20 protein-coding genes are annotated in these 21,454 nt (G+C 43.3%); 7 read left to right on the top strand and 13 right to left on the bottom strand.

Annotated features, from left to right (window positions below; translation table 11 throughout):
* Window positions 1-59: 59 nt before the first annotated feature.
* The 5 genes from hutH to ACQZ43_RS10310 form a co-directional block, all read right to left on the bottom strand.
* Window positions 60-1,568, bottom strand: coding sequence for a histidine ammonia-lyase (hutH, locus tag ACQZ43_RS10330; protein WP_430612342.1), 1,509 nt, complete (start codon window positions 1,566-1,568; stop codon window positions 60-62).
* 105 nt (window positions 1,569-1,673) lie between these two features.
* On the bottom strand, window positions 1,674-2,438 hold the full coding sequence (gene yaaA / locus ACQZ43_RS10325) for a peroxide stress protein YaaA (protein WP_430612340.1): 765 nt from the start codon (window positions 2,436-2,438) through the stop codon (window positions 1,674-1,676).
* A gap of 87 nt (window positions 2,439-2,525) precedes the next feature.
* The gene (locus tag ACQZ43_RS10320; protein WP_430612338.1) at window positions 2,526-3,530 is read right to left on the bottom strand and encodes a metal-dependent hydrolase; all 1,005 of its coding nucleotides are present in this window, start codon (window positions 3,528-3,530) and stop codon (window positions 2,526-2,528) included.
* A 73-nt stretch (window positions 3,531-3,603) separates the two neighbouring features.
* Window positions 3,604-4,083, bottom strand: a complete 480-nt coding sequence (locus ACQZ43_RS10315) for an Lrp/AsnC family transcriptional regulator (protein ID WP_219294019.1) — start codon at window positions 4,081-4,083, stop codon at window positions 3,604-3,606.
* A gap of 82 nt (window positions 4,084-4,165) precedes the next feature.
* Window positions 4,166-5,320 carry a M14 family metallopeptidase gene (locus ACQZ43_RS10310; RefSeq protein ID WP_430612335.1) on the bottom strand — a complete coding sequence of 385 codons (1,155 nt, stop codon included), beginning with the start codon at window positions 5,318-5,320 and terminating at the stop codon, window positions 4,166-4,168.
* Between the two features lie 308 nt (window positions 5,321-5,628).
* On the opposite strand from ACQZ43_RS10310, the gene ACQZ43_RS10305 reads away from it, so the two are divergent.
* Window positions 5,629-6,144 (top strand): helix-turn-helix transcriptional regulator, encoded by a 516-nt coding sequence (locus ACQZ43_RS10305; protein WP_430612333.1) that lies wholly within the window; start codon window positions 5,629-5,631, stop codon window positions 6,142-6,144.
* Here ACQZ43_RS10305 and ACQZ43_RS10300 read toward each other — a convergent pair.
* Window positions 6,141-6,701, bottom strand: a complete 561-nt coding sequence (locus ACQZ43_RS10300) for a 1-acyl-sn-glycerol-3-phosphate acyltransferase (RefSeq protein WP_430612331.1) — start codon at window positions 6,699-6,701, stop codon at window positions 6,141-6,143. The genes ACQZ43_RS10305 and ACQZ43_RS10300 overlap by 4 nt on opposite strands.
* A 55-nt stretch (window positions 6,702-6,756) precedes the next feature.
* Here ACQZ43_RS10300 and ACQZ43_RS10295 point away from each other — a divergent pair, with 55 nt between their 5' ends.
* Genes ACQZ43_RS10295 through ACQZ43_RS10285 form a run of 3 tightly spaced genes read left to right on the top strand, consistent with a single transcriptional unit; the run spans window position 6,757 to window position 9,451 of the window.
* Complete coding sequence (locus ACQZ43_RS10295; protein WP_430612329.1) at window positions 6,757-7,419, top strand: spermidine synthase; 663 nt, start codon at window positions 6,757-6,759, stop codon at window positions 7,417-7,419.
* A 50-nt stretch (window positions 7,420-7,469) separates the two neighbouring features.
* Window positions 7,470-8,330, top strand: a complete 861-nt coding sequence (locus ACQZ43_RS10290) for a transporter (protein WP_430612327.1) — start codon at window positions 7,470-7,472, stop codon at window positions 8,328-8,330.
* Window positions 8,331-8,335: 5 nt separating this feature from the next.
* Window positions 8,336-9,451 (top strand): GNAT family N-acetyltransferase, encoded by a 1,116-nt coding sequence (locus ACQZ43_RS10285; RefSeq protein WP_430612325.1) that lies wholly within the window; start codon window positions 8,336-8,338, stop codon window positions 9,449-9,451.
* A gap of 138 nt (window positions 9,452-9,589) precedes the next feature.
* Here ACQZ43_RS10285 and ACQZ43_RS10280 read toward each other — a convergent pair whose 3' ends face one another.
* From ACQZ43_RS10280 to ACQZ43_RS10255, 6 genes are all read right to left on the bottom strand, one after another.
* A complete protein-coding gene (locus ACQZ43_RS10280; protein WP_430612323.1) occupies window positions 9,590-10,858 on the bottom strand; it encodes an aminotransferase class I/II-fold pyridoxal phosphate-dependent enzyme in 1,269 nt (422 codons plus the stop codon).
* 262 nt (window positions 10,859-11,120) lie between these two features.
* On the bottom strand, window positions 11,121-11,675 hold the full coding sequence (locus ACQZ43_RS10275) for a T9SS type A sorting domain-containing protein (RefSeq protein WP_430612321.1): 555 nt from the start codon (window positions 11,673-11,675) through the stop codon (window positions 11,121-11,123).
* A 334-nt stretch (window positions 11,676-12,009) separates the two neighbouring features.
* The gene (locus ACQZ43_RS10270; RefSeq protein WP_430612319.1) at window positions 12,010-14,415 is read right to left on the bottom strand and encodes an alpha-ketoacid dehydrogenase subunit alpha/beta; all 2,406 of its coding nucleotides are present in this window, start codon (window positions 14,413-14,415) and stop codon (window positions 12,010-12,012) included.
* 311 nt (window positions 14,416-14,726) lie between these two features.
* Window positions 14,727-15,359 (bottom strand): nitroreductase family protein, encoded by a 633-nt coding sequence (locus ACQZ43_RS10265; protein ID WP_430612317.1) that lies wholly within the window; start codon window positions 15,357-15,359, stop codon window positions 14,727-14,729.
* A gap of 14 nt (window positions 15,360-15,373) precedes the next feature.
* The gene (locus tag ACQZ43_RS10260) at window positions 15,374-16,330 is read right to left on the bottom strand and encodes a phosphoribosylaminoimidazolesuccinocarboxamide synthase (protein ID WP_430612315.1); all 957 of its coding nucleotides are present in this window, start codon (window positions 16,328-16,330) and stop codon (window positions 15,374-15,376) included.
* 33 nt (window positions 16,331-16,363) lie between these two features.
* Window positions 16,364-18,349 carry an alpha-ketoacid dehydrogenase subunit alpha/beta gene (locus ACQZ43_RS10255; protein ID WP_430612313.1) on the bottom strand — a complete coding sequence of 662 codons (1,986 nt, stop codon included), beginning with the start codon at window positions 18,347-18,349 and terminating at the stop codon, window positions 16,364-16,366.
* A 462-nt stretch (window positions 18,350-18,811) separates the two neighbouring features.
* Between ACQZ43_RS10255 and ACQZ43_RS10250 the strand changes: the two genes are divergently transcribed.
* Entirely contained in the window at window positions 18,812-19,138 is a 327-nt protein-coding gene (locus ACQZ43_RS10250) for a hypothetical protein (protein ID WP_430612311.1), read from the top strand.
* Between the two features lie 167 nt (window positions 19,139-19,305).
* Here ACQZ43_RS10250 and ACQZ43_RS10245 read toward each other — a convergent pair whose 3' ends face one another.
* Complete coding sequence (locus ACQZ43_RS10245; RefSeq protein WP_430612309.1) at window positions 19,306-19,740, bottom strand: hypothetical protein; 435 nt, start codon at window positions 19,738-19,740, stop codon at window positions 19,306-19,308.
* 396 nt (window positions 19,741-20,136) lie between these two features.
* Here ACQZ43_RS10245 and ACQZ43_RS10240 point away from each other — a divergent pair, with 396 nt between their 5' ends.
* Entirely contained in the window at window positions 20,137-21,087 is a 951-nt protein-coding gene (locus ACQZ43_RS10240; RefSeq protein ID WP_430612307.1) for an isopenicillin N synthase family dioxygenase, read from the top strand.
* Window positions 21,088-21,096: 9 nt separating this feature from the next.
* Window positions 21,097-21,447: a translation initiation factor gene (locus ACQZ43_RS10235; RefSeq protein WP_430612305.1), complete on the top strand. Its 351-nt coding sequence runs from the start codon at window positions 21,097-21,099 to the stop codon at window positions 21,445-21,447.
* Window positions 21,448-21,454: the final 7 nt, after the last annotated feature.

Below are 21,454 nucleotides of genomic sequence, written 5' to 3'. Positions count from 1 at the left end.
AAAAAAAACCACCCTTTTTGCAAACAAAAAGTGTGGTTTTCCATTTATAAATGGCGTGCCTAGTAAAACACTTCGGAATCTATTTGAAAAGAGTCCAAAAACGCGATGGATTTTTGAATGTCATAATGCAAAATTCGATCTTCGCTTACAAAGGGTACGTCTTCTCTATAAATACTGATAAAAGACTCGATTAAATCGCTGGATTTCAAAGGTTTTCTAAATTCCAAAGCCTGACTGGCGTTCATCAATTCAATGGCTAAAATGCGCTCTAAATTCTCGATAATTCTCAGGGTTTTAGTCGCTCCATTTGCCCCCATACTCACGTGATCTTCCTGTCCATTACTCGAAACAATACTGTCTACACTTGCCGGCGTGGCCAACTGCTTATTTTGACTCACTATACTGGCTGCGGTGTACTGCGGAATCATAAATCCGGAGTTCAAACCGGGATCATTGACCAAGAACGGCGGAAGTCCTCGGGTTCCCGAAATCAATTGATAGGTTCTCCTCTCGGAGATATTGCCCAGTTCGGCCAAGGCTATACCCAAGAAATCCAAGCCTAATGCCAAGGGCTGTCCGTGAAAATTTCCACCGGAAATAATTAAGTCCTGACTGTAAAAAACGTTGGGATTATCGGTCACCGAATTGATTTCGGTTTTAAATATTTTCATGACGTAATCGATGGTATCCTTAGAAGCCCCGTGTACTTGCGGTATACATCTAAAAGAATACGGATCCTGCACGTGCTCCTTGTGTTGTGCGAGTATTTCACTGCCCTCCAAGACTTCGGTAAAAAACTTAGCGGTGTGAATTTGTCCCTTGTGCGGACGCACCAGGTGAATCAACTCGTTAAAAGGTTCTATTCTACCGTCAAAAGCCTCTAGGGAAACCGCGCCAATCAAATCGGCCAGGTAGGAAAGCTTTTGCGACTTCATCAAGATATAACAGCCGTAAGCGCTCATAAATTGCGTTCCGTTTAACAGGGCCAAGCCCTCTTTGGATTGCAGTTTAATCGGCTCCCAACCCAACTGAGTCAACACGTCTTTGGCCCACTGTCTCTTTCCGCGGTAATACACTTCGCCCTCTCCGAGCAACGGCAAAGACAAATGCGCCAAAGGTGCCAAGTCGCCAGAAGCGCCCAAAGAGCCCTGGTTGTAGATAACCGGCAACACATCGGAATTGTAAAAATCCACCAAGCGCTCTACCGTGATCAATTGCACCCCTGAATTTCCAAAACTCAAGGATTTGATCTTTAAGAGCAACATGATTTTTACGATGGCTTCCGGAACCAATTCGCCCGTGCCACAAGCATGTGATTTTACCAAGTTTTCCTGGAGTTGCGACAGGTTTTCCGAATCGATTTTTACATTGCAAAGCGACCCAAAACCCGTGTTAATACCGTATATAGGTGCGTCTTGTGTTCGCATTTTTTGATCCAAATACGCCCGGCAATTTTCAATATTTGCGCGCGCTTCTTCAGAGAGTTGAATTTGCTGATTTTCTATAATTATGCGCTGAAGGGTTTCCATAGAAAACACATCAGAACTTATATAATGTATTTCTTCCATTATCGTTTGTGTATTAAAAAGTCAAATTTCATCATTAAGAGTTTAAAAAGCAACTATTAATTATAAAATGACACACTTATTTCGAAAGTGCTGATTTGAGGTAAATTATCGCGTAAACAACAAATTGCTTTCCGTAGACTCGGAAGCGCTAAAAGCATAACCATCTAAATTAAAGCCCTTTAAGCCCTCTATGGTTTCCACTTCGCAATCCAAGATGTAGCGCACCATCATACCCCGGGCTTTTTTGGCAAAAAAACTGATCGACTTGAGCTTTCCCTCGCGGAGTTCTTTAAAATCCGGCGTGACCAAAGTGCCGATCAAAGCCTTTTTATCGACGGCAGTAAAGTATTCTTTACTCGCTAAATTAACCAACAACTCGCCTTTTTTCATCTCTTTATTCAATTGGACAGCGATTAGGGGCTTCCAAAATTCATATAGATTTGCCGCGGCGCCCACCGGCATTTTAGTTCCCATTTCCAAGCGATAAGGCTCGATCAAATCCAAGGGCTTAAGCAAGCCATACAAACCCGACAGTATGCGGAGTTTATCCTGCAAATCGTCGGTTTTGGCCGTTTGGAGTGTATACACATCCAATCCGCCATAAACGTCGCCATTAAAGGCATAAACCGCTGCGCGAAAACGCTCAGACTCGCCTTTGGGCAAGAGGGTACGCTGCTGATTTCGCGTCCAGTTCAACGCCGCTAAGTTATCGGATATATGCATGAGGTCGGCCAAATCTCCTGGGCTGTAGGTCTTTAAAACCTCGTGCACCACTTTCGCCTGTTTTTTAAACACAGGTACCGTCGTTTGCGCCACGGGAACCGGGGTTTTATAATCCAACGATTTTGCTGGCGAGATCAATATTTTCATTCTGTATCGCTTTAGTTTCTTATCCTTCAAAGATAAAAATTTTAATTTACAACCCACTGCCTCTTGTACGGCAAAGGACCGCTTGTTCTAGTTTCCCCTCAAGCGGATCCACAAATTTTGGAGCAGCAGCACCCCATCTCTTTTGTCCTTCTTAACCTCTACTGCCTGCCATTCCCCTTGGGGATCCTCAAAGAGGTAATAACTAAAGGCAAACTGAACAGCTGTCGAGTCGCTCTTTAACAAGCCAAAGCGCAAATCGTTAAAAAACAAACTGTCTTCGACCTGAGAAATCACGTATTCCCCCTGAGACAAACCGATCAAACGGCGAACGACGGGCTCCTCTCGGATGCTGCCGATCAGCTCCCAGTTTTTATCGTAGTGCTCGTAGGTTATGGCAGCGGTATCCAAAAAGGAGTAGCTGCCGATGCGATAAGCAGTATCGGTTTCCACTATGGCATTCCACAATATCGTATTAAAAGCCGTCGGTTTGACTACCAAAGAGCGGTAAGCCACTTTTTCCGCGACTAAACTGTCTTCAAACCGCTCGTAGGCCGCCCATTTGAGCAACAGCGTCAGCGCCAAATAGGCCGAACTGACCACCAAGCCGTAGGTATTCCACTTCATCCGGCGTTTCATGTTCGAGGTCTCGCGCATCGATCGGATCAAAAAATAAACAAACGGCAAAGTATACAGCGGATCGACGACGAAGATCGACTTAAAGGCAAAGGAGAAATTCCACGGCCACAACAGCTGTGTTCCCCAAGTGGTAAACACATCTAAAAAGGAATGGGTAACCAGCCCCCACAAGACCAAGCTAAACCCCTCTTTAAACGAAACTCCACGATGCCGCTCCCAGCGGTGCAGCGCATAGCCAAAAACCAGAGCAAACAGCGTGGCAAACAAAAAGGAATGACTGAGGCCTCGGTGTATCTCCAAGGCGTAAATCGGGTCTAAAAACAAGCCCAACACCACGTCTAAATCGGGAATGGTACCGGCGATTGCCCCGTAGAGCACCGCCCTATTCTTCAGTTTCTTTCCCAGAACCGCATTGCCAATGGCCGCTCCTAAAACTATCTGCGTGAGAGAATCCATAAAATTTACGCGTTATTAGCTATAAAAAAAACCGCCCGAAGGCAGTTTTAAGTCAATATAATTTTTCGGTCTACTAAAGTTCTTTAAAAATCGTGTGCATCAAACGCTTTTTGTCGTTGATACTCTCTTCCAAAGAAATCATCGATTCAGTTCTATAAACCCCATCGATATCGTCGATTAAATAAATAACCTCTTTAGCATGACGGGTGTCTTTTGCTCTAATCTTACAGAAGATATTAAATTTACCAGTAGTAACGTGAGCTACAGTAACGAAAGGAATTTCATTAATTCTTTCCAATACGAATTTAGTCTGAGAAGTATTGTGTAAGAAGATTCCAATATATGCAATAAAAGAATATCCTAATTTCTCATAATCTAAGGTAAGAGATGATCCTTGAATTATCCCTGCATCCTCCATTTTCTTAACACGAACATGAACTGTTCCTGCGGATATCAAGAGTTTCTTTGCAATATCTGTAAAGGGTACTCTTGTGTTGTCAATCAACATATCCAAAATTTGATGATCTATCTCATCTAATCGAAACTTACTCATAAATCAATAATTTATCTAATTCTAATTTGAACTACAAAAATACTACAAAAAATCAGTGATCTTTAGTAAATCCGTAGTTTTATTATTTTTTTAGCAATTCATTAACACTTAATTGTCCCAAATCTATGAAATCGCCTAGATTTCCGTCAATTAATTCATTTAGGTTTGGTCGATCCCCCTTCCATTTGACAGGAGTTTCCACCACTAAATGTGCCTGTAAACCGTCCCCCTTATTGCAGGCTATTATATAAGGTACAAAATTAACAATTTTATCTGTTAAAACCTCTTTATACTGTACCCAAACCGAATCCTTTTTATTTGATTGGGAATTGACTGCCTGAACATCTGTAAATAACACATCGACAAACGATTTCTCATTCTCCGGTATTGCAAGATAATCATTTATTGTTAGATTTCGGAATTTTTCTGAAATAATATTCGTTAAAACTGTTAATAGAGACCTAAAAACTTCCTTTCTAGTGATTTCTCGCTCATAATCCCTAGGAAAATGCCCTGCTTCGAACAGTATTGTCGGTATTCCCAAAGCCTGCGCATAATCGCCGATACAGTGGATATTAAAGGCATCGTCGAAGCGCCCGATGCGGTTGGGCAACTGCTTTTGCAGCTCCTGATTCATCGCGGCGATCAACAACATCGCCTCTAAACGAGAAGGATTTACCTCGCGTTCGGCGTTGAAAGCGGGCGCCAAGAAAGAGATCGTAGCGGGATTGGCGGTTTTTCCGGCGGCAAAAATCGTGCGTTGGTCGTGTAAATTAAAGGCGTAATCGGGTTTAAAGCGATCAAAGAGCCCCCTTAAACAACGACTCTCCGGCTGCGATAGCGCTGTGGCATCGCGGTTTAAATCCACCTCATTGGCATTGGTACGGGTGTAGTTTTCCGCCCCGTCGGGATTGAGAATCGGCACGATCAACAAGTTAAAACGCGCCTTAAAAAGCTTCGCCAACGCTTCCTCGGAATTTAAAAAAGACAACAAATCTACCACGGCTTTGGTCGTGGTAGATTCGTTACCGTGCATCTGAGACCACATTAAAATCCGCGTTGGCCCCCCGCCGATCTCCACCGATTTTATCGCCTTTTCCCGTACGGAAAAACCGACGGTCTCCACCTTAAAGTCCGCAGTTAATTCCGCATACACCGCTTCTAAATCCGCAGCGACTACATAACGACCCCGCACGAGAGTCGATGTATACTCTCGTAGTATATCCTCTATATTCATGTTCTTATTTTACGATTTACAAAAGTAAACAACTTATTATTTACAAATGTAAACAACTTAAAACCATCCTTTGTTTACATTTGTAACAAGTTGAAATACGGAATTGACTTTTGACACCCCAAGCGGGTAATTTATTTTTAATCGTTTACTTTTATGTGTTTATTTTATTATATACCAGTGACTTATATAGCTTTAATTAAAGTGAAGCTTAACTTATTTAAAAACGTCTTGTCCAAAAGTTTTCTTTTGTAAACAATATTTTATTACATTTGTAAACACTTCTATTGTTAATTTTTAACCAATCAACTATGGATAACTTTGTAAACCGCTTGGAATTTTTACTGCAGCACTATGAGTTTACCGCCTCTACTTTTGCCGATAAAATCGGCGTGCAACGCTCTAGTCTTTCCCATCTCTTGTCGGGAAGAAACAAACCCAGCTTGGATTTTATCATGAAGATATACGAGGCTTTCCCCGAGTTAAATCTCTATTGGCTCTTAAAGGGTGAAGGTGATTTTTCGGCCGAAAACAGCCCGGTAATTCAGACGGGGTCGCCCTCTCTTTTTTCGGAAGTGCTGCCTATTGCCGCTCCTGAGCCTTCGACCGATCTTTCCAAACAAGCAGTGGAAAAAGCCGTTGAAGCCGGCGTTGATTCGGTCGTGGAAAAAGAAACGGCAACAGCGTCTACCGCCCCACTTGTCGAGGAGAAATTCGAAGACACTCCCCAAGCTTTAGCCATAAAAAAAATCCGCCCGATCAAGGAGATCGAACAGATTGTCATTTTTTATACCGACGGAACTTTTAGCCCTTACACGCCCAATTAATCGGAGTCGGGCGTATAGCTGTTTTTCGCTTCTCGGCCCCATACCCCTTGATAGAGGTTTTGCAGATAAGCCATGTCTTTTTCGAATTGGCCCGTGGGATAAAACGGTTCAAAAAACCTGACTTCTCTTTTACCATAATCAAAAGCCACGGGAACTATAGGAACCTTGGCGCGCTGAGCAATATAATAAAATCCCGTTTTCCAGGTTCCCACTTTTTTGCGGGTTCCCTCTGGAGCTATCGCCAGGCGAAACACCTCTTGTTCGTCAAAAATATCGGCTATGGCCTCTACTTTATTGCTCTGTTTTTTTCGGTTTAAGGCCGCACCGCCCATCCACTTAAAATAATAGTTAAACGGAAAGACAAACAATTCCTTTTTGGCGACGAAATTCATGTCCAAATCCACAATACCGCGAGTGAGTACCCCCAGATAGAAATCGTGCCAGCTGGTATGCGGCACCACTATCATCACGCATTTTTTAATATTTGGATCCAGAGCTCCCGCAATTTTCCATCCCATCAGTCTAAAGAAGACCCATTGATATAGCTTTTTCTTCATTTGTCAATTATATGCTGCTAAAATACATTTATATTTGTAGTTCACAACTGAAAATATGATCGCGCGTTTCCTGAGTTATTTCATTCCGATAACCATCAAAAAATATTCTTCTAAAATCAACACTACTTTAGAGGTGACCTGGAACAATGGCAAGTTGGTTTTGGATACGGTCAACACCAACTACTCCTATGGCAATTTGCAAAAAATACTAAAGATGGGTTTGCGCAAAATCGGTTTTGACGAGATTCGCAAAATGGAGAGCGTTTTGGTTTTGGGACTGGGTGCCGGTAGTATCTTGCACACCCTTCGCTACGACATCGGATACCGGAACAAAATCACCAGTGTCGAACTCGACCCTGCCGTGCTCGGCGTTGCCAAAAAGTTTTTTGAGCTCGATCATTTTGATCAGCACGAAATCATCCTGGGCGATGCCTTCGAATTTGCGCTTAAAAACACCCGCAGCTACGACCTGATTGTTTTGGATATCTTTCAAGACACTCAGATGCCGTCATTTTTGTTTGAACCGCATTTTGTGGCGCATTTAAAAAAAATGCTTCACCCCGGTTCCCAGCTGTTGTTTAACACCATCACGCTGGTCGCGGAGCACAGCGATCGAAATACGGCCTATCTGCAGCAATACGAGTCCGAAGCCTATCGCATACGGCGTTTGTCGAAAATACAAAATCACAATGAAATCCTCTTAATCCAGAAACTATGAGGCTGCTTCTCGTTTTAATTCTTTATTTTTGATAAACTAAAACGCGCTCCATGCTCAAACCAATAAAAGTCTTCGCAGCACTGCTGATCAGCGGTACTGTTTTTGCCCAACACACCGGCGAAATCAATTCCAATCGACCGAGTCAATCCATGGGTGCTTTTTCCGTGGGCAAAACCGTTTTTCAATTGGAGGCGGGTGTGCTTTACCACGACGACCCCAGCGTGGACAACGTCAAGAATCAATATACTGCCGAGATGCAGCTGCGCTATGGTGCCTTTATGGAAACCCTGGAACTCGTAGCCGATTTCAGCTTTGCCAAGCAGGGTTTTTACACCGAAATCGACGGGGCTTCCACTACGGGGTTTTCCCAGATGGAACTCGGGGCGAAATACCTGATTTACGATCCGTTTAAAAACTACGAGGAAAAGATCAACGTATACAGCTGGAAGGCCAATCAGCGCTTTAAGTGGCGCCGTTTGATTCCGGCCATTGCCGTGTATGCCGGAGCAGCTGCCAAGCCCACAGGGGTCTTTTCCAGCCCCGAAGCCCCGGAAATGAGCCCTCGGGTTATCGTGATTGCCCAGCAGCACTTCAGTCCTAAATGGGCCCTAATCACCAACATCATGGCCGATCAGCTGAGCTCCAACGACTACCGAGGCTACGGTTATGTACTCACCCTAACCCACGGCATCAACAATCACTGGTCTGCATTTGTAGAAAACCAAGGTTACAAAAACGATTTTTACCAAGAGATGAATTTTAGATTGGGCATGGCGACCCTTTTAGATAAAAATACCCAAATAGACCTTTCCGGAGGTATGAATCAACGCGAGAGCCACGGTTCCTTTTTCGCTCAGCTAGGCCTTTCTTGGCGCTTTGACAAAAACCACCGCGCGGTAGAATTAAAATAAATGCAATGATAGAGATTAGAGAAGCAATTACCGATCGAGAAATGATGGATTTCGTCCAATTTCCCTTTTCTCTTTACCGGAAAAACCCCTATTGGGTTCCGCCGATAATCAAAGAGGAGTTCAAGAGTTTTAACAAGTCCAACGACATTTTTAAAAGTGTCACCGTCAAGTTTTACCTGGCCTATAAGGACGGAAAAATAGCGGGACGCATAGCGGGCTGCATCAATTGGATCGAGGTCAACGAGCTGCAAAAGTCCAAGGTTCGCTTTGGCTGGCTTGACATGATCGACGACATCGCGGTGACCAAGGCGCTGTTGGAGCAAGTCGAGGCCTTTGGTCGCGAGCATCAATTGCAGTATACCGAAGGTCCCATGGGCTTTTCCAATATGGACAAGGCCGGTATGCTGACCGACGGCTTTGATTATATCGCTACGATGATCGGCATCTACAATTTCGAATACTACCCCCAGCACTTAGAGCAATTGGGTTATGTAACCGAAGCGGAGTGGATGGAATACAAATTGGACATCAACACCTTTAGCCCCGAAAAGATCAATACTTTGGCCGATTTGGTATCCAAGCGATACGAGGTCAAGCTCTTGGAGTTTAAAACGATCAAAGAGCTGTTGCCCTATGTCGATGAAATGTTTGGGTTATTGAACAAAACCTATGCAGAATTGCAGAGCTTTGTGCCGATTCAGCAATTTCAAATCGAACATTACAAGGAAAAATACCTGTCGTTCATCCATCCGGATTACATTTCCTGCGTGATGGACCGCAACCACAAGATGATTGGCTTTTCCATTACAATGCCGTCGTTTTCCAAGGCGTTTCAAAAGGCCAACGGCCGATTGTTTCCCTTTGGATTTATTCACCTGTTGCGGGCGATGAAAAAAAACAACCACGCGGAGTTTTACTTGATTGGCATCGATCCGGAATACCAAAACAAAGGTGTTAATGCCTTGATGTTTAAAGAGATTTACGACCATTTTATCAAAAAGGGAATCACCTTTATAGAAACCAATCCGCTATTGCTGGAAAACAACAAAATACAGCAATTGTGGAAGCAGTTTAGCCCGATTATACACAAGCGTAGAAAGACCTTTAAAAAGCCCCTCTAAACGCCGTCTATCACCCACAAATTGGTGATTGCTCCAGTGTGTCGCCTGTTATAGTCATAAAAAAAGCTTCCCGATGGGAAGCTTTTTTTATGACTGATATTTATCTTAGCGCAATTCGCTCTTTGAGGGCCCGTTTACTTAGGATGCGTTGCTCACGTCTACTGTCGTTCTCTCGGCGATTTCCTTATAGGTTCCGTTTTCCAATTTTTCTCTTACCGCTTCATAAGCAGCCAAGGTTTCCGTGATATCTTGCATGGTATGCGAGGTCGTCGGAATCATTCTCAGCAAGATAATTCCCTTTGGAATTACCGGATATACCACTATGGATAAGAAGATGCTGTAATTCTCTCTTAAATCATTGACCAAGACCATCGCTTCGGGTATACTTCCTTCGAGGTATACGGGAGTGACACAAGTATTGGTATCGCCGATGTTGAAACCGCGATCTTTAAGTCCGTTTTGCAAGGCGTTGACATTTTCCCAAAGCTTGGCTTTGAGTTCTGGCTGCGTTCTCAAAAGATTTAAACGCGTAAGCGCTCCTAGGACAAAGATCATCGGAAGGGCTTTAGCAAACATTTGCGATCTCAAATTGTATTTCAAATAATCGATAATATCTTGATCAGCGGCCACGAAAGCACCAATACTAGCCATAGACTTGGCAAAGGTCGAGAAGTACACATCGATACCGTCTTGGCATCCCTGTTCTTCACCCGCACCTGCTCCAGTAGCCCCTAAGGTACCAAAACCGTGTGCATCGTCTACCAATAATCTAAAGTTATAGCGGTCTTTAAGCGCGATGATTTCCTTTAATTTTCCCTGTTGTCCACGCATACCAAAAACCCCCTCGGTAATCACTAGGATTCCCCCTCCGGTAGTTTCGGCCATTTTTGTAGCGCGTTGTAAGTTTTTTTCAAAACTTTCAATATCGTTGTGTTGGTAGGTAAAGCGTTTTCCCATGTGCAAACGAACACCATCGATTATACAAGCATGAGAATCCACGTCGTATACAATCACGTCGTTTTTGGTGACCAAAGCATCGATGATCGACACCATACCTTGATATCCGAAGTTCAATAAATAAGCGGCCTCTTTATCTACAAAAGCGGCTAGTTCGTCTTGAAGCTGTTCGTGCATGGTCGTGTGTCCAGACATCATTCTCGCTCCCATAGGATATGCGGCACCATATTCTGCTGCTGCTTCAGCATCAACGCGACGCACTTCGGGATGATTGGACAAACCGAGGTAGTCGTTAATACTCCAATTGATAATTTCTTTGCCATGAAACATCATACGATTAGACAAAGGGCCTTCTAATTTAGGGAACACGTAGTATCCTTCAGCTTGTGAAGCCCATTTTCCTAGCGGTCCTTTACTTTTATGTATTCTGTCGAATAAATCATTTATCATAATATAGCTATGTTTAAAAACAATGGGCAAAAATAATGATATTTTATATGCAATCATAATATTTCGCTATCAATTTTAGCTGCCAAAGCCTTAGAATTCAAGTCGAACTTCTAGTAAAAAAGTTAAAAACAAAAAAAGTTCACAATTTGATTTGTAAAAAAAGATTTTACTAATAATTTATTGAAGATATTAAGGTTTCAACTAAAATGCACGCAAAAGCAACAGGCTATTTACCGATATTTTAAATGTACCCGCGCTATGCCTATGGCACGCCATGTATACCGTTTTTGACAATTATTTTTTTGACAAACGCCCCCTGCTCACTGCGTACTACGAGGTGGTAAATTCCCGTTTGCAGCTGCCCTAAATCCAGGCTAATACAGGAGTGGTTAATTGCATTTGGCGATTTTGAATACACCCGTTTTCCAACCGTGTCATACACCTCTATATTCGTTACTGTTGAAACTTCGCCGCTCACCGCTTGCAAAAAAACACGGCCGTCCGTTGGATTGGGATACAGCAACCACTTATACTGTATGGGTGTCTGCTTATCAAGCCCCAATGTGGATGGCAAATATTTGCCGATAAACAATCGGGACACGCCATGCAAAACATTTGTATAATGTCCAGTCATTAGAAGGGTGTCCTTGACAATGGACAAGGCGTTGACATTCAACTTACCGCTAACTTGAATTTTAAAAAAAGGATTGGGGTGTGGGGAATAAAAATAATGTTTAACCCGTCCGTTAAGTCCATCGAGTGTAAAGCAATGACTGGTGTCAAAACCGGAATCCACCCGATCGTCAAGGTGTTTCACCAAGGCACTGTGTGCGTTTATCAGCACAAACACATCACCATGTCCAACACGCGGATTCAGGCATACCGCCTTAGGTGACAAAACACAGGATCAATTGGTTCTACACGTCTATTTTGAACCTAGAGAGAACATCGTTTAAGGCTTGTTTTTTGGTTATTCGCTAGACCTTCGCTGCAACAAGTCGAACGGCAAACACCTCCCTTAGCTCGGGAGTCGAGTCATTTTGAACCGCTTTCTACCCGCTATAACCCGGACTTCGATTTCCCTAAGGCTTGGCAATAAAAAAGGGCTTTTCATAAGAAAAGCCCTTTTTGTACCAAAAATATAATTCGAATTAATATAAACTTGGATATTTCGTTGGATTAACTTCATTCATAATGGCATAAATCACTTCAAACACATCCTCAGTTGAAGGTTTAGAGAAATAATCTCCATCGGTACCATAAGAAGGCCTGTGTGCCTTAGCGGTCAGTGTTTGAGGTGCGCTATCCAAATAGCGGTATCCATTTTGGGTTTCAAGGATTTCCTGTAAGATATAGGCCGATGCTCCCCCGGGAACATCCTCGTCTACCACCAACAAGCGGTTGGTTTTCTTAAGGCTTTCCGCAATGTGGTGTTGGGTATCGAACGGCAGTAAAGACTGGCAGTCGATCAGTTCCACCTCTATGCCCAATTCCAGCAATTCGGCTGCTGCTTGCTCCACTACACGCAGGGTAGACCCGTAGGAAACCACGGTGATGTCGCTTCCTGCTTTCATGGTTTCCACCACGCCTATAGGGGTTTTAAAGGCACCTAAATTGTTGGGCATGATTTCCTTTAAACGGTAACCGTTTAAACACTCAATCACCAATGCCGGTTCGTCGGTTTCCAACAGGGCGTTGTAAAAACCAGCGGCTTTGGTCATGTTTCTCGGTACCAGTACGTGCATACCTCTAATCGCATTGATAATCATTCCCATAGGGGATCCGGAATGCCAGATTCCCTCTAGTCGGTGCCCGCGTGTACGGACGATAAGCGGTGCTTTTTGCTTGCCTGAAGTACGGTACTGCAAGGTAGCCAAATCATCGCTCATGATTTGAATAGCGTATAAGAGGTAATCTAAATATTGTATTTCTGCAATCGGGCGTAATCCTCTCATCGCCATACCTATACCCTGGCCTAAAATCGTAGCCTCACGGATACCGGTATCCGATATTCTGGTTTCGCCAAATTTTTCTTGTAAACCTTCCAAACCTTGATTCACATCGCCGATATTACCGGAGTCCTCTCCGAAAATCAGGGCGTTTTGGTGTTTTTTAAAGATTGCTTCGAAGTTGTCTCTCAACACCACTCGGGCATCTACTTCTTCGGCATTGTCGTCATAGGTTACGGGCACCTCAACGATATGCGCCAAACTATCTTTGGAATGGGAATACAAATTCGAGCTGAATTTGGGTTGTATCTTGTCGAAATAGCCTTTGATAAACTGTGCTACCTCCGCCTGAGGGGCTTCATTAACCACGGTTCTCAACACTTTTCTCGCCGTGGATAGTATTTCTTTTCTGATGGGTTCTTTTATCGCTTCTAGGTCTGCAGCGGTTTTTTCGATTGCCGCTTTAGCCGCGCTTTGTGGCGCTAACTCGCGCAACAGTGCTACCAATTCGGTGCGTTCTTTTTTAATCGGGTCGATATAGGCACTCCAAGCTGCTTTTTTCGCCTCCAACACCTCTTTTTTAAGCTGTTGATCCAAGACGTCTAAAGCCTCGGCTGTAGCGATATTGTTTTCCACGATCCAATTTCTCATTTTGGACAAGCAGTCGTATTCCACTTCCCATTCCAAGCGCTCCTTGCTCTTGTAACGCTCGTGAGACCCCGAAGTCGAGTGTCCTTGTGGTTGCGTGAGCTGCTGTACGTGTATCAATACCGGTACGTGTTGCTCGCGCGCTATTTGTGCGGCTTTGTTGTACGTTTCTATCAGAGCTACATAATCCCAACCCGCTACGCGGAGAATTTCATAGCCCTTTTGGTCGTCTTCTCTTTGGAAGCCCTTGAGGATTTCCGAGATGTTTTCCTTGGTGGTTTGGTATTTGGCGTGTACCGAGATTCCGTATTCGTCGTCCCAGACACTCATTACCATCGGCACCTGCAATACCCCTGCAGCATTGATAGTTTCAAAAAACAATCCCTCCGAGGTAGAGGCATTGCCAATGGTTCCCCAGGCCACTTCGTTCCCCTCGACCGAAAAATTGTTTTCCGCATCGATATGCGACAGTTCTCTATATACTTTAGACGCCTGTGCCAAGCCCAATAAACGGGGCATTTGACCGGCAGTCGGAGAAATATCGGCACTGGAGTTTTTCTGTTCGGTCAATTTTTTCCAATTTCCCTTTTCGTCCAAACTGTGGGTAGCGAAATGCCCGCCCATCTGACGTCCGGCAGACATGGGGTCGTGATCGATATCGGAATGTCCGAATAAACCGGCAAAAAACTGCTGAATATTTAACGCACCTATAGCCATCATAAAGGTCTGATCGCGGTAGTAACCCGAGCGGAAATCGCCATTGCGAAAGGCCTTGGCCATCGCTAACTGAGGCACTTCCTTTCCATCTCCAAAGATTCCGAATTTCGCCTTTCCCGTCAACACCTCTCTTCTACCCAATAAACTACATTCTCTACTGGTGCGCGCAATTTTATAGTCTTGTAAAACCTCTTTTTTGAAATCTTCAAAAGAAAGGGGTTCTTTTATAGCCGTTTGATTCATAGTAAAACCGTATGATGAAATAAATAATATTACAGATCACGAATATAATACAATCTAATTAGAAAAACTAATAATTCGACTTTGAAAAGATTCTTAAAAAAAGCTTTTTGTATTGCATTATTCTCTGTTAAATCAAAAAACACCTCATATAAAAAGGTAAAACCACTAAAAAACGCCGTTTAATTAGCGATTTATCAGTATTAAAAATAGCTGTTTTTCGCTAAAAAATCCGCTATTTTGCCTCCTTTTGGCGTGGGCAAACCGCTTAAAAAGCAAAAAAACCGACTCCAAATGGGGTCGGTTTTTCCGTTTTATTCTATAATGGTCAACATGGCATCCAGCGGCATGCGCACTTTTTTTAGCGGCGCCAACCAATCGTTTTCCTCATCCCGATATCCCAAAGGCAACAGGGTAACGCTTTTTAAACCCTTTTTTTCCAAGCCCAACAATGCGTCTAAAATCGCGTTGTCAAAGCCCTCCATAGGGGTAGCGTCTACTTTTAATTCCGCCGCTGCTGCTATAGCCATACCGAACGCGATATAGGCCTGTCTGGCGGCGTGTTGAAATTGCCTTTCCTGATCCCAAGTGTCGAAACTCTTTAAGACGCTGTTTTTAAAGTCGTCCATCGCTCCTTTAGGCAGCGCTCTCACGGCTTCCATATTGTCAAAAACCGCATCCAATCTCGCTGGGGTATACTGATCCCAGGCTGCAAATATCAACAAATGCGAACAGTCTACTACCTGAGATTGTTTGGCTGCTTCGTTGTAAATGCGTTCTTTAAAGGCTTTGTTTTTGACCAAAATCATCTCAAAGGGCTGTAAACCCGACGAGGTCGGTGCCATACGAGCCGCTTTGATAATCTGACTTACTTCGACCTCTGGAACCACAGCTCCATTCATTTTTTTGGTGGCGTGTCTCCAATAAAGACTCTTTAATAATTCCATACAATACGCTATTTCTATTCTTTATAATCGGCCAAAAAAGCCACTACATTTTTCTCGATTCTCTCTGTTATATCGGAAACATCTGCCTTCAGAAACGGTTCGCCTAAAATGTTTTCACACAACTCGATATAGCGGTCGGAAACCGTTTGAATATAATCGTCGGTCATCAGGGGAATCACTTGTCCTTCCTTGCCTTGGAAGTCATGGGCAATCAGCCATTGTCTGACGAACTCCTTGGACAGTTGTTTTTGCTGCTCCCCGCTGTCTTGGCGTTGTTCATAGCCTTCGGCATAAAAGTAACGCGAAGAATCCGGTGTGTGAATCTCATCAATCAGTACAATTTTTCCGTCTTTGGTCTTTCCGAACTCGTATTTGGTATCGACCAAAATCAGGCCTCTACTCGCGGCTATTTCCGTTCCTCTTTGGTATAGTGCTCTGGTGTATTGTTCCAAGATCACGTAATCTTCTTCCGAAACGATACCGCGACTAAGGATGTCTTCGCGAGCGATATCCTCGTCGTGATTGCCCAAATCGGCTTTGGTAGACGGCGTGATGATCGGCTGCGGAAAACGGTCGTTTTCCCTCATCCCCTCAGGCATGGTCACTCCACATAAAACGCGTTTACCCAAGGTGTATTCCCGGGCTGCATGTCCGGAAAGATACCCCCTAATTACCATTTCCACTTTAAAGGGCTCACACAAATGTCCGACCGCCACATTGGGGTCTGGCGTTGCGATCAACCAATTGGGAACTATATCTTGCGTTTTCTGCATAAATCGGGTGGCAATCAGATTTAAAATCTGTCCTTTATAAGGAATCCCCTTTGGCATAACCACATCAAAAGCCGACAGTCTATCAGTAGCAATCATCACCAACAACTGGTCATTAATATTGTATACTTCACGTACTTTACCGTGGTATACTGATTTTTGATTGGGAAAGTTAAAATCGGTTCGTGTGATTGTATTCATATATAGTATGGGTTTGTTTTTTTTGGTTTTGATTTAATAGGCCAATAAATCGATTAGGTCCCGTTCAAATCGCCCTTTAGGCAAGTACTGATCTTCCAGTGCTTTGACAAACGGAATCGCGGTTTCCAAACTCGCCACTCGCCTTACGGGAGCGTCTAAGTCTTTAAAGCAGTTTTCCATAATCGTCGCGGCAATATCACTGGCCACACCACCAAACAAAGAGTCCTCTTGTAAAACGATGACTTTACCGGTCTTTTTAACCGATTGGTAAATCGATTCCCAATCCAGTGGCTGTAGGGTTCTCAAGTCGAGCAAATCGGCTTGGATATGTGGATATTTATCCAGAGTTTCCAAGGCCCAGTGTACCCCAGCACCGAAAGTGATGATGGTTACCGCTGCGCCACTTCTCAACAGGGCTGCTTTTCCAAAGGGAATCGTATAGTAGTTGGTCGGGACTTCTTGATAGATGCTTCTATAGAGCATTTTATGCTCAAAGAACATCACGGGATTCGGGTCGTTGATTGCGGTATTCATCAAACCTTTGGCATCGGCTGGAAAAGCGGGATAAACCACTTTTAGACCGGGAGTTTTGGTAAACCACGCCTCGTTGGTTTGGGAATGGAAAGGACCGGCTTGAGTACCGCCTCCGCAAGGCATTCTCACTACGACGTCGGCTTTTTCATTCCATCTGTAGTGAATTTTGGCCAAGTAGTTGACAATGGGGTTAAATCCGGTGGAAACAAAATCGCCAAACTGCATTTCCACTATGGCTTTTTGTCCGTTGATCGACAAGCCCATCGCCGCAGAAACGATGGCGCTCTCGCAAATGGGTGTATTTCGAATGCGCTCTTTTCCAAACAAATCGACAAAGCCGTCCGACACTTTAAAAGCACCGCCGTATTCGGCTATATCCTGCCCCATCATGACCAAGTTGTCGTGGCGTTCAAACGATTGTTTTAAACTTTCGGTAATCGCATCTACCAAACGTATTTTATGCGTTTCGGCTGCGGGTTCAAACACTTGGTGTTCGTAAGGTGCATACATATCGCGCAATTCCTCTTCGAGGTTGGCTTCGATCAGGGGTTCGGTTTGTACCTTAGCCCAGTGCTCGTCGATTTCCTTTTTAAAGGCGGCGCGAATTTCCACATCGGCATCGGCGGTTAATACGCCCTGTTCCAACAAGTATTTTTTATAGTTTTCCAAAGGATCTTTCACCGCCCACATGTCCATCAATTCCTGAGGCACGTATTTGGTTCCACTGGCCTCTTCGTGTCCGCGCATTCTAAAGGTTTTAAACTCTATGAGAACCGGATGCGGATTGGCGCGCATGGCGCTCACGATATCCGTCAGCTTGGTGTAGACCTCCAAAATGTTATTTCCGTCGATGATATGACTCTCCATCCCATAACCCACCGCTCTATCGGCCAGGTTTTCACAGCGATATTGCTCGTTGGTTGGCGTAGACAGCCCGTAACCGTTGTTTTCAATGACAAACAACACCGGTAAATCCCATACCGAAGCGACGTTTAGGGCTTCGTGAAAATCGCCTTCCGAAGTTCCCCCCTCACCGGTAAATACCGCCGTTACTTTATGTTCTTTTTTCAATTTATGCGCTAAGGCAATTCCGTCTGCCAGTCCCAACTGAGGTCCCAGATGCGAAATCATACCCACGATATTGTATTCCTGAGTTCCAAAGTGAAAAGAGCGCTCTCTCCCCTTCGAAAAACCGTCTGCCTTACCTTGCCATTGCGAAAACAAGCGGTAAAGCGGTATATCTCTACTGGTAAAAACCGCTAAGTTTCTGTGCATCGGCAATACGTATTCGTCACGATCCAAAACCGCGGTTACGCCAACGGAAATCGCTTCTTGTCCTATACCCGAAAACCATTTAGACACCTTGCCTTGACGAATCAAGATCAGCATTTTCTCTTCGATTAATCGAGGTTTAAGTATTTTTTTATACAAATCCAACAGGACTTCGTTAGTCAAATCTTTTTTGTCGTATTTTATATTTTCCATAGTTAGTCATAAAGGGGTTAAAATTAAGAATTCTTTAAAGAATAACTAAAAAAAACACCGCTTAAATCCGCTTTGTTAGCAGTTGATTCTCAACGGGATAAAAAAGAACTTTTCTTTATCACGCCTACAACGCTTTATATGCCGTGTCAATTCTGTTTTAGCAACCCGCGAATCGCGAAAAAAAACAAGGCAGTCGTTCCGCAGGTGTTGCCACTCAAACACTTAAAAAAATTTAACAGTATTTCGCGCTAAGGTCATTTTTTTTGTGCATATTTACCCCCTTATAAACAACTATTAAACAGCGCCTTAATACTTGACAACCCAGAAAGACAACCGGGGATATTATTAATTTTTTCACAAAAAAATATTTTACACACTTTTCAAAGAAATTATATATTAATTTCACTTTGTAAAAGCAAACAAATGTTTTTACACGCTATTAACAACTTAATACCAAAAATTATGAACATTAAGAAATCAATTGCCTTTGCCGCACTTACCGTTTTATTTGCTACTGCAAGCGGTATGGCACAAACCGGAGAAAAACTAAAAGCAGCCACAGTTAAAGAAACGACTAAAGTCGAGCAAAAAGGCAAAAAATACGAGGCTACCGTAAACGAGTCTAAAAACAAGGGAGAAGCCAAAGTAAACGACCAAATTGGCAAGTCAAAAGCCAAGGTTGAAGAGGTAAAAAAGAAAGAAGACGCCAAGATTCAAGAAGTGAAAAAAGACATTAGAAAAGAAGGCGATAAAGCCGAAGAAAAACTCAATCAAATAAAGAGAAAATAAGTCTTTTTAATTTTATTTATCCCAGAGGCATTCCAATCGATCGATTGGGATGTCTTTTTTGTTTGGAGCAGGGTTTTAAAAAACAAAAAACCACCTATACAAAAAAGCGGTATGCCTTTTTGCACAGGTGGTTTTCCATTGTACTTTCGCCGATCAGGGCACCGAACTTATAGGCCCGCTGCAGCTACTTTATAATCCATGATTTTTAAATCGCCATCTTCTTTGGACAGATACAAGGTTTCTTCCGACGCGCCGTTTACGTATTCCACCTTATAGCGCAAAACGTATTGGGCATCGATATCGGAATCGCCCTCCGCCTGATGCTTTTTCCAATCCTTAATTTCAAAAGTCTTTATCTCACCTAATTTCTCTTCTTTTTCGATGATGTAATTTTTCAACTGCTCCTTGGATGTCTTGGCAAAGTAGTCCTGCCCCATCAGGTTGTAAATCGAATCGTAATTTTTATTCATCGAATAATAATACAGCCAGCCACCTATGGCTTCTGCGGCTCTTTCATCTTGTCTAAGCCCCCCGCTTTTTGCATTGGAATTACAAGCTACGAACAACGGCACTACTAGAAACAACAAAAGTCTTAATTTCATAATGGTAATTTTTAATATTATACATTTCCTTTCGATAACTTCCAAACGATATTAGTAAATATATTGGTTTTATTGTCAAAAAGCAAGTTATTTCTCTTAAAAAATTTAATAAAAAGACAATTTGACAAAAAGCAAAAAACACTCGGAAGCAGCACAGCGGCAAAAACTGTTAAAAAGTGGGCTCTCCTTAAGAATTTGTGGGATTGCCTCGCCATTGGAGCACTATTATGGACTCCGCTCCCTCCTTATTTAAGGCTTTTTTGAATGCGCCAAAAGCTTCGAGCGAATTAAAATTATTTTAAGCACACAATACTCCCCATTTGCGCATTACTATTAAAAAATATCAGTAAATTTGCTTCACTTATATTAAGTTTTTTTATTAAACAAATTATAACAATGCAAAACATTCCCAGTGTTGACTTGCGTGATTTCCTATCGGACGACCCGATACGTAAACAAAAATTTGTAAATGAAATCGGAAAAGCCTACGAAGAAATTGGATTCGTAGCATTGAAAGGTCACTTCCTCGATGACCAACTCGTCGAAAGTTTATACACCGAAGTTCGCAACTTCTTTAGCCTTCCATTGGAGGTAAAAGCCAGTTATGAAATACCGGGTATCGGCGGACAACGCGGGTATGTATCTTTTGGAAAAGAGCATGCCAAGGGACGTAAAGAGGGCGATTTAAAAGAGTTTTGGCATTTTGGACAATACGTTCAAGACGATCCCGAACTCGAAAGGAGTTATCCGGCCAACGTAGAAGTAAAGGAATTGCCACACTTTAACGAGGTGGGCAAGGAAACGTATCAAATGTTGGAAAAAACCGGGGTTTACGTACTTCGCGCCTTAGCGCTATTCTTGGAATTAGACGAATTTTACTTCGACGCTTTTCTAAAAAACGGCAACAGCATATTGCGGCCTATCCACTATCCTCCGATTCAAGACGAACCCAAAAATGCGTTGCGCGCAGCAGCACACGGCGACATTAACCTGATTACCCTATTGATGGGTGCTCAAGGAAAGGGCTTGCAGGTACAGAACCACGATGGACAATGGATCGACGCCATTGCACAGCCGGACGAACTCGTGATCAACGTGGGAGATATGTTGTCGCGACATTCCAACAACCGCTTAAAATCGACCATACACCAGGTGGTGAATCCGCCGCGGGAACTGTGGGGAACATCGCGTTATTCCATACCGTTTTTTATGCATCCGATCAGCGAGATGCCGTTAAACTGTTTGGAGGAATGCATCGATGCCAACCATCCCAAGCAATTCGAAGACATCACCGCCGGTGCCTATTTGCACGAGCGTTTGGTAGAATTGGGATTAATCAAAAAATAACCGGTACTAATGAGTAAAAAAATCAGTAATTTAGAAGATTTAGGAGGCTTTGTATTTTCGACCAATGCCTCGTTTACGTATGAGGATTCCAGCGAGGAACAGGCGCCTTTAGCGGCTAATGAACAGCGATTAGAAGCTCATTTAGACAAGAAAAATCGAGGTGGCAAAGTAGCCACCTTGATCAAGGGTTTTCAAGGGAGTGACGACGATTTAAAAGCCTTGGCCAAACAACTCAAGACCCTATGTGGTGTGGGCGGTTCTGCCAAAGACGGCGAAATCATTATCCAGGGAAACTTTAGAGATAAAATCATGGAGTCCCTTAAAAAACAGGGATTCCATATCAAACGCGTAGGCGGTTAATCAAAAA

Source organism: Flavobacterium sp. JP2137 (genome assembly GCF_050562195.1).
Taxonomy (GTDB): domain Bacteria; phylum Bacteroidota; class Bacteroidia; order Flavobacteriales; family Flavobacteriaceae; genus Flavobacterium.
The sequence above is the reverse complement of the archived record's forward strand: the minus strand, read 5'-3'. Positions and strand labels throughout refer to the sequence as shown.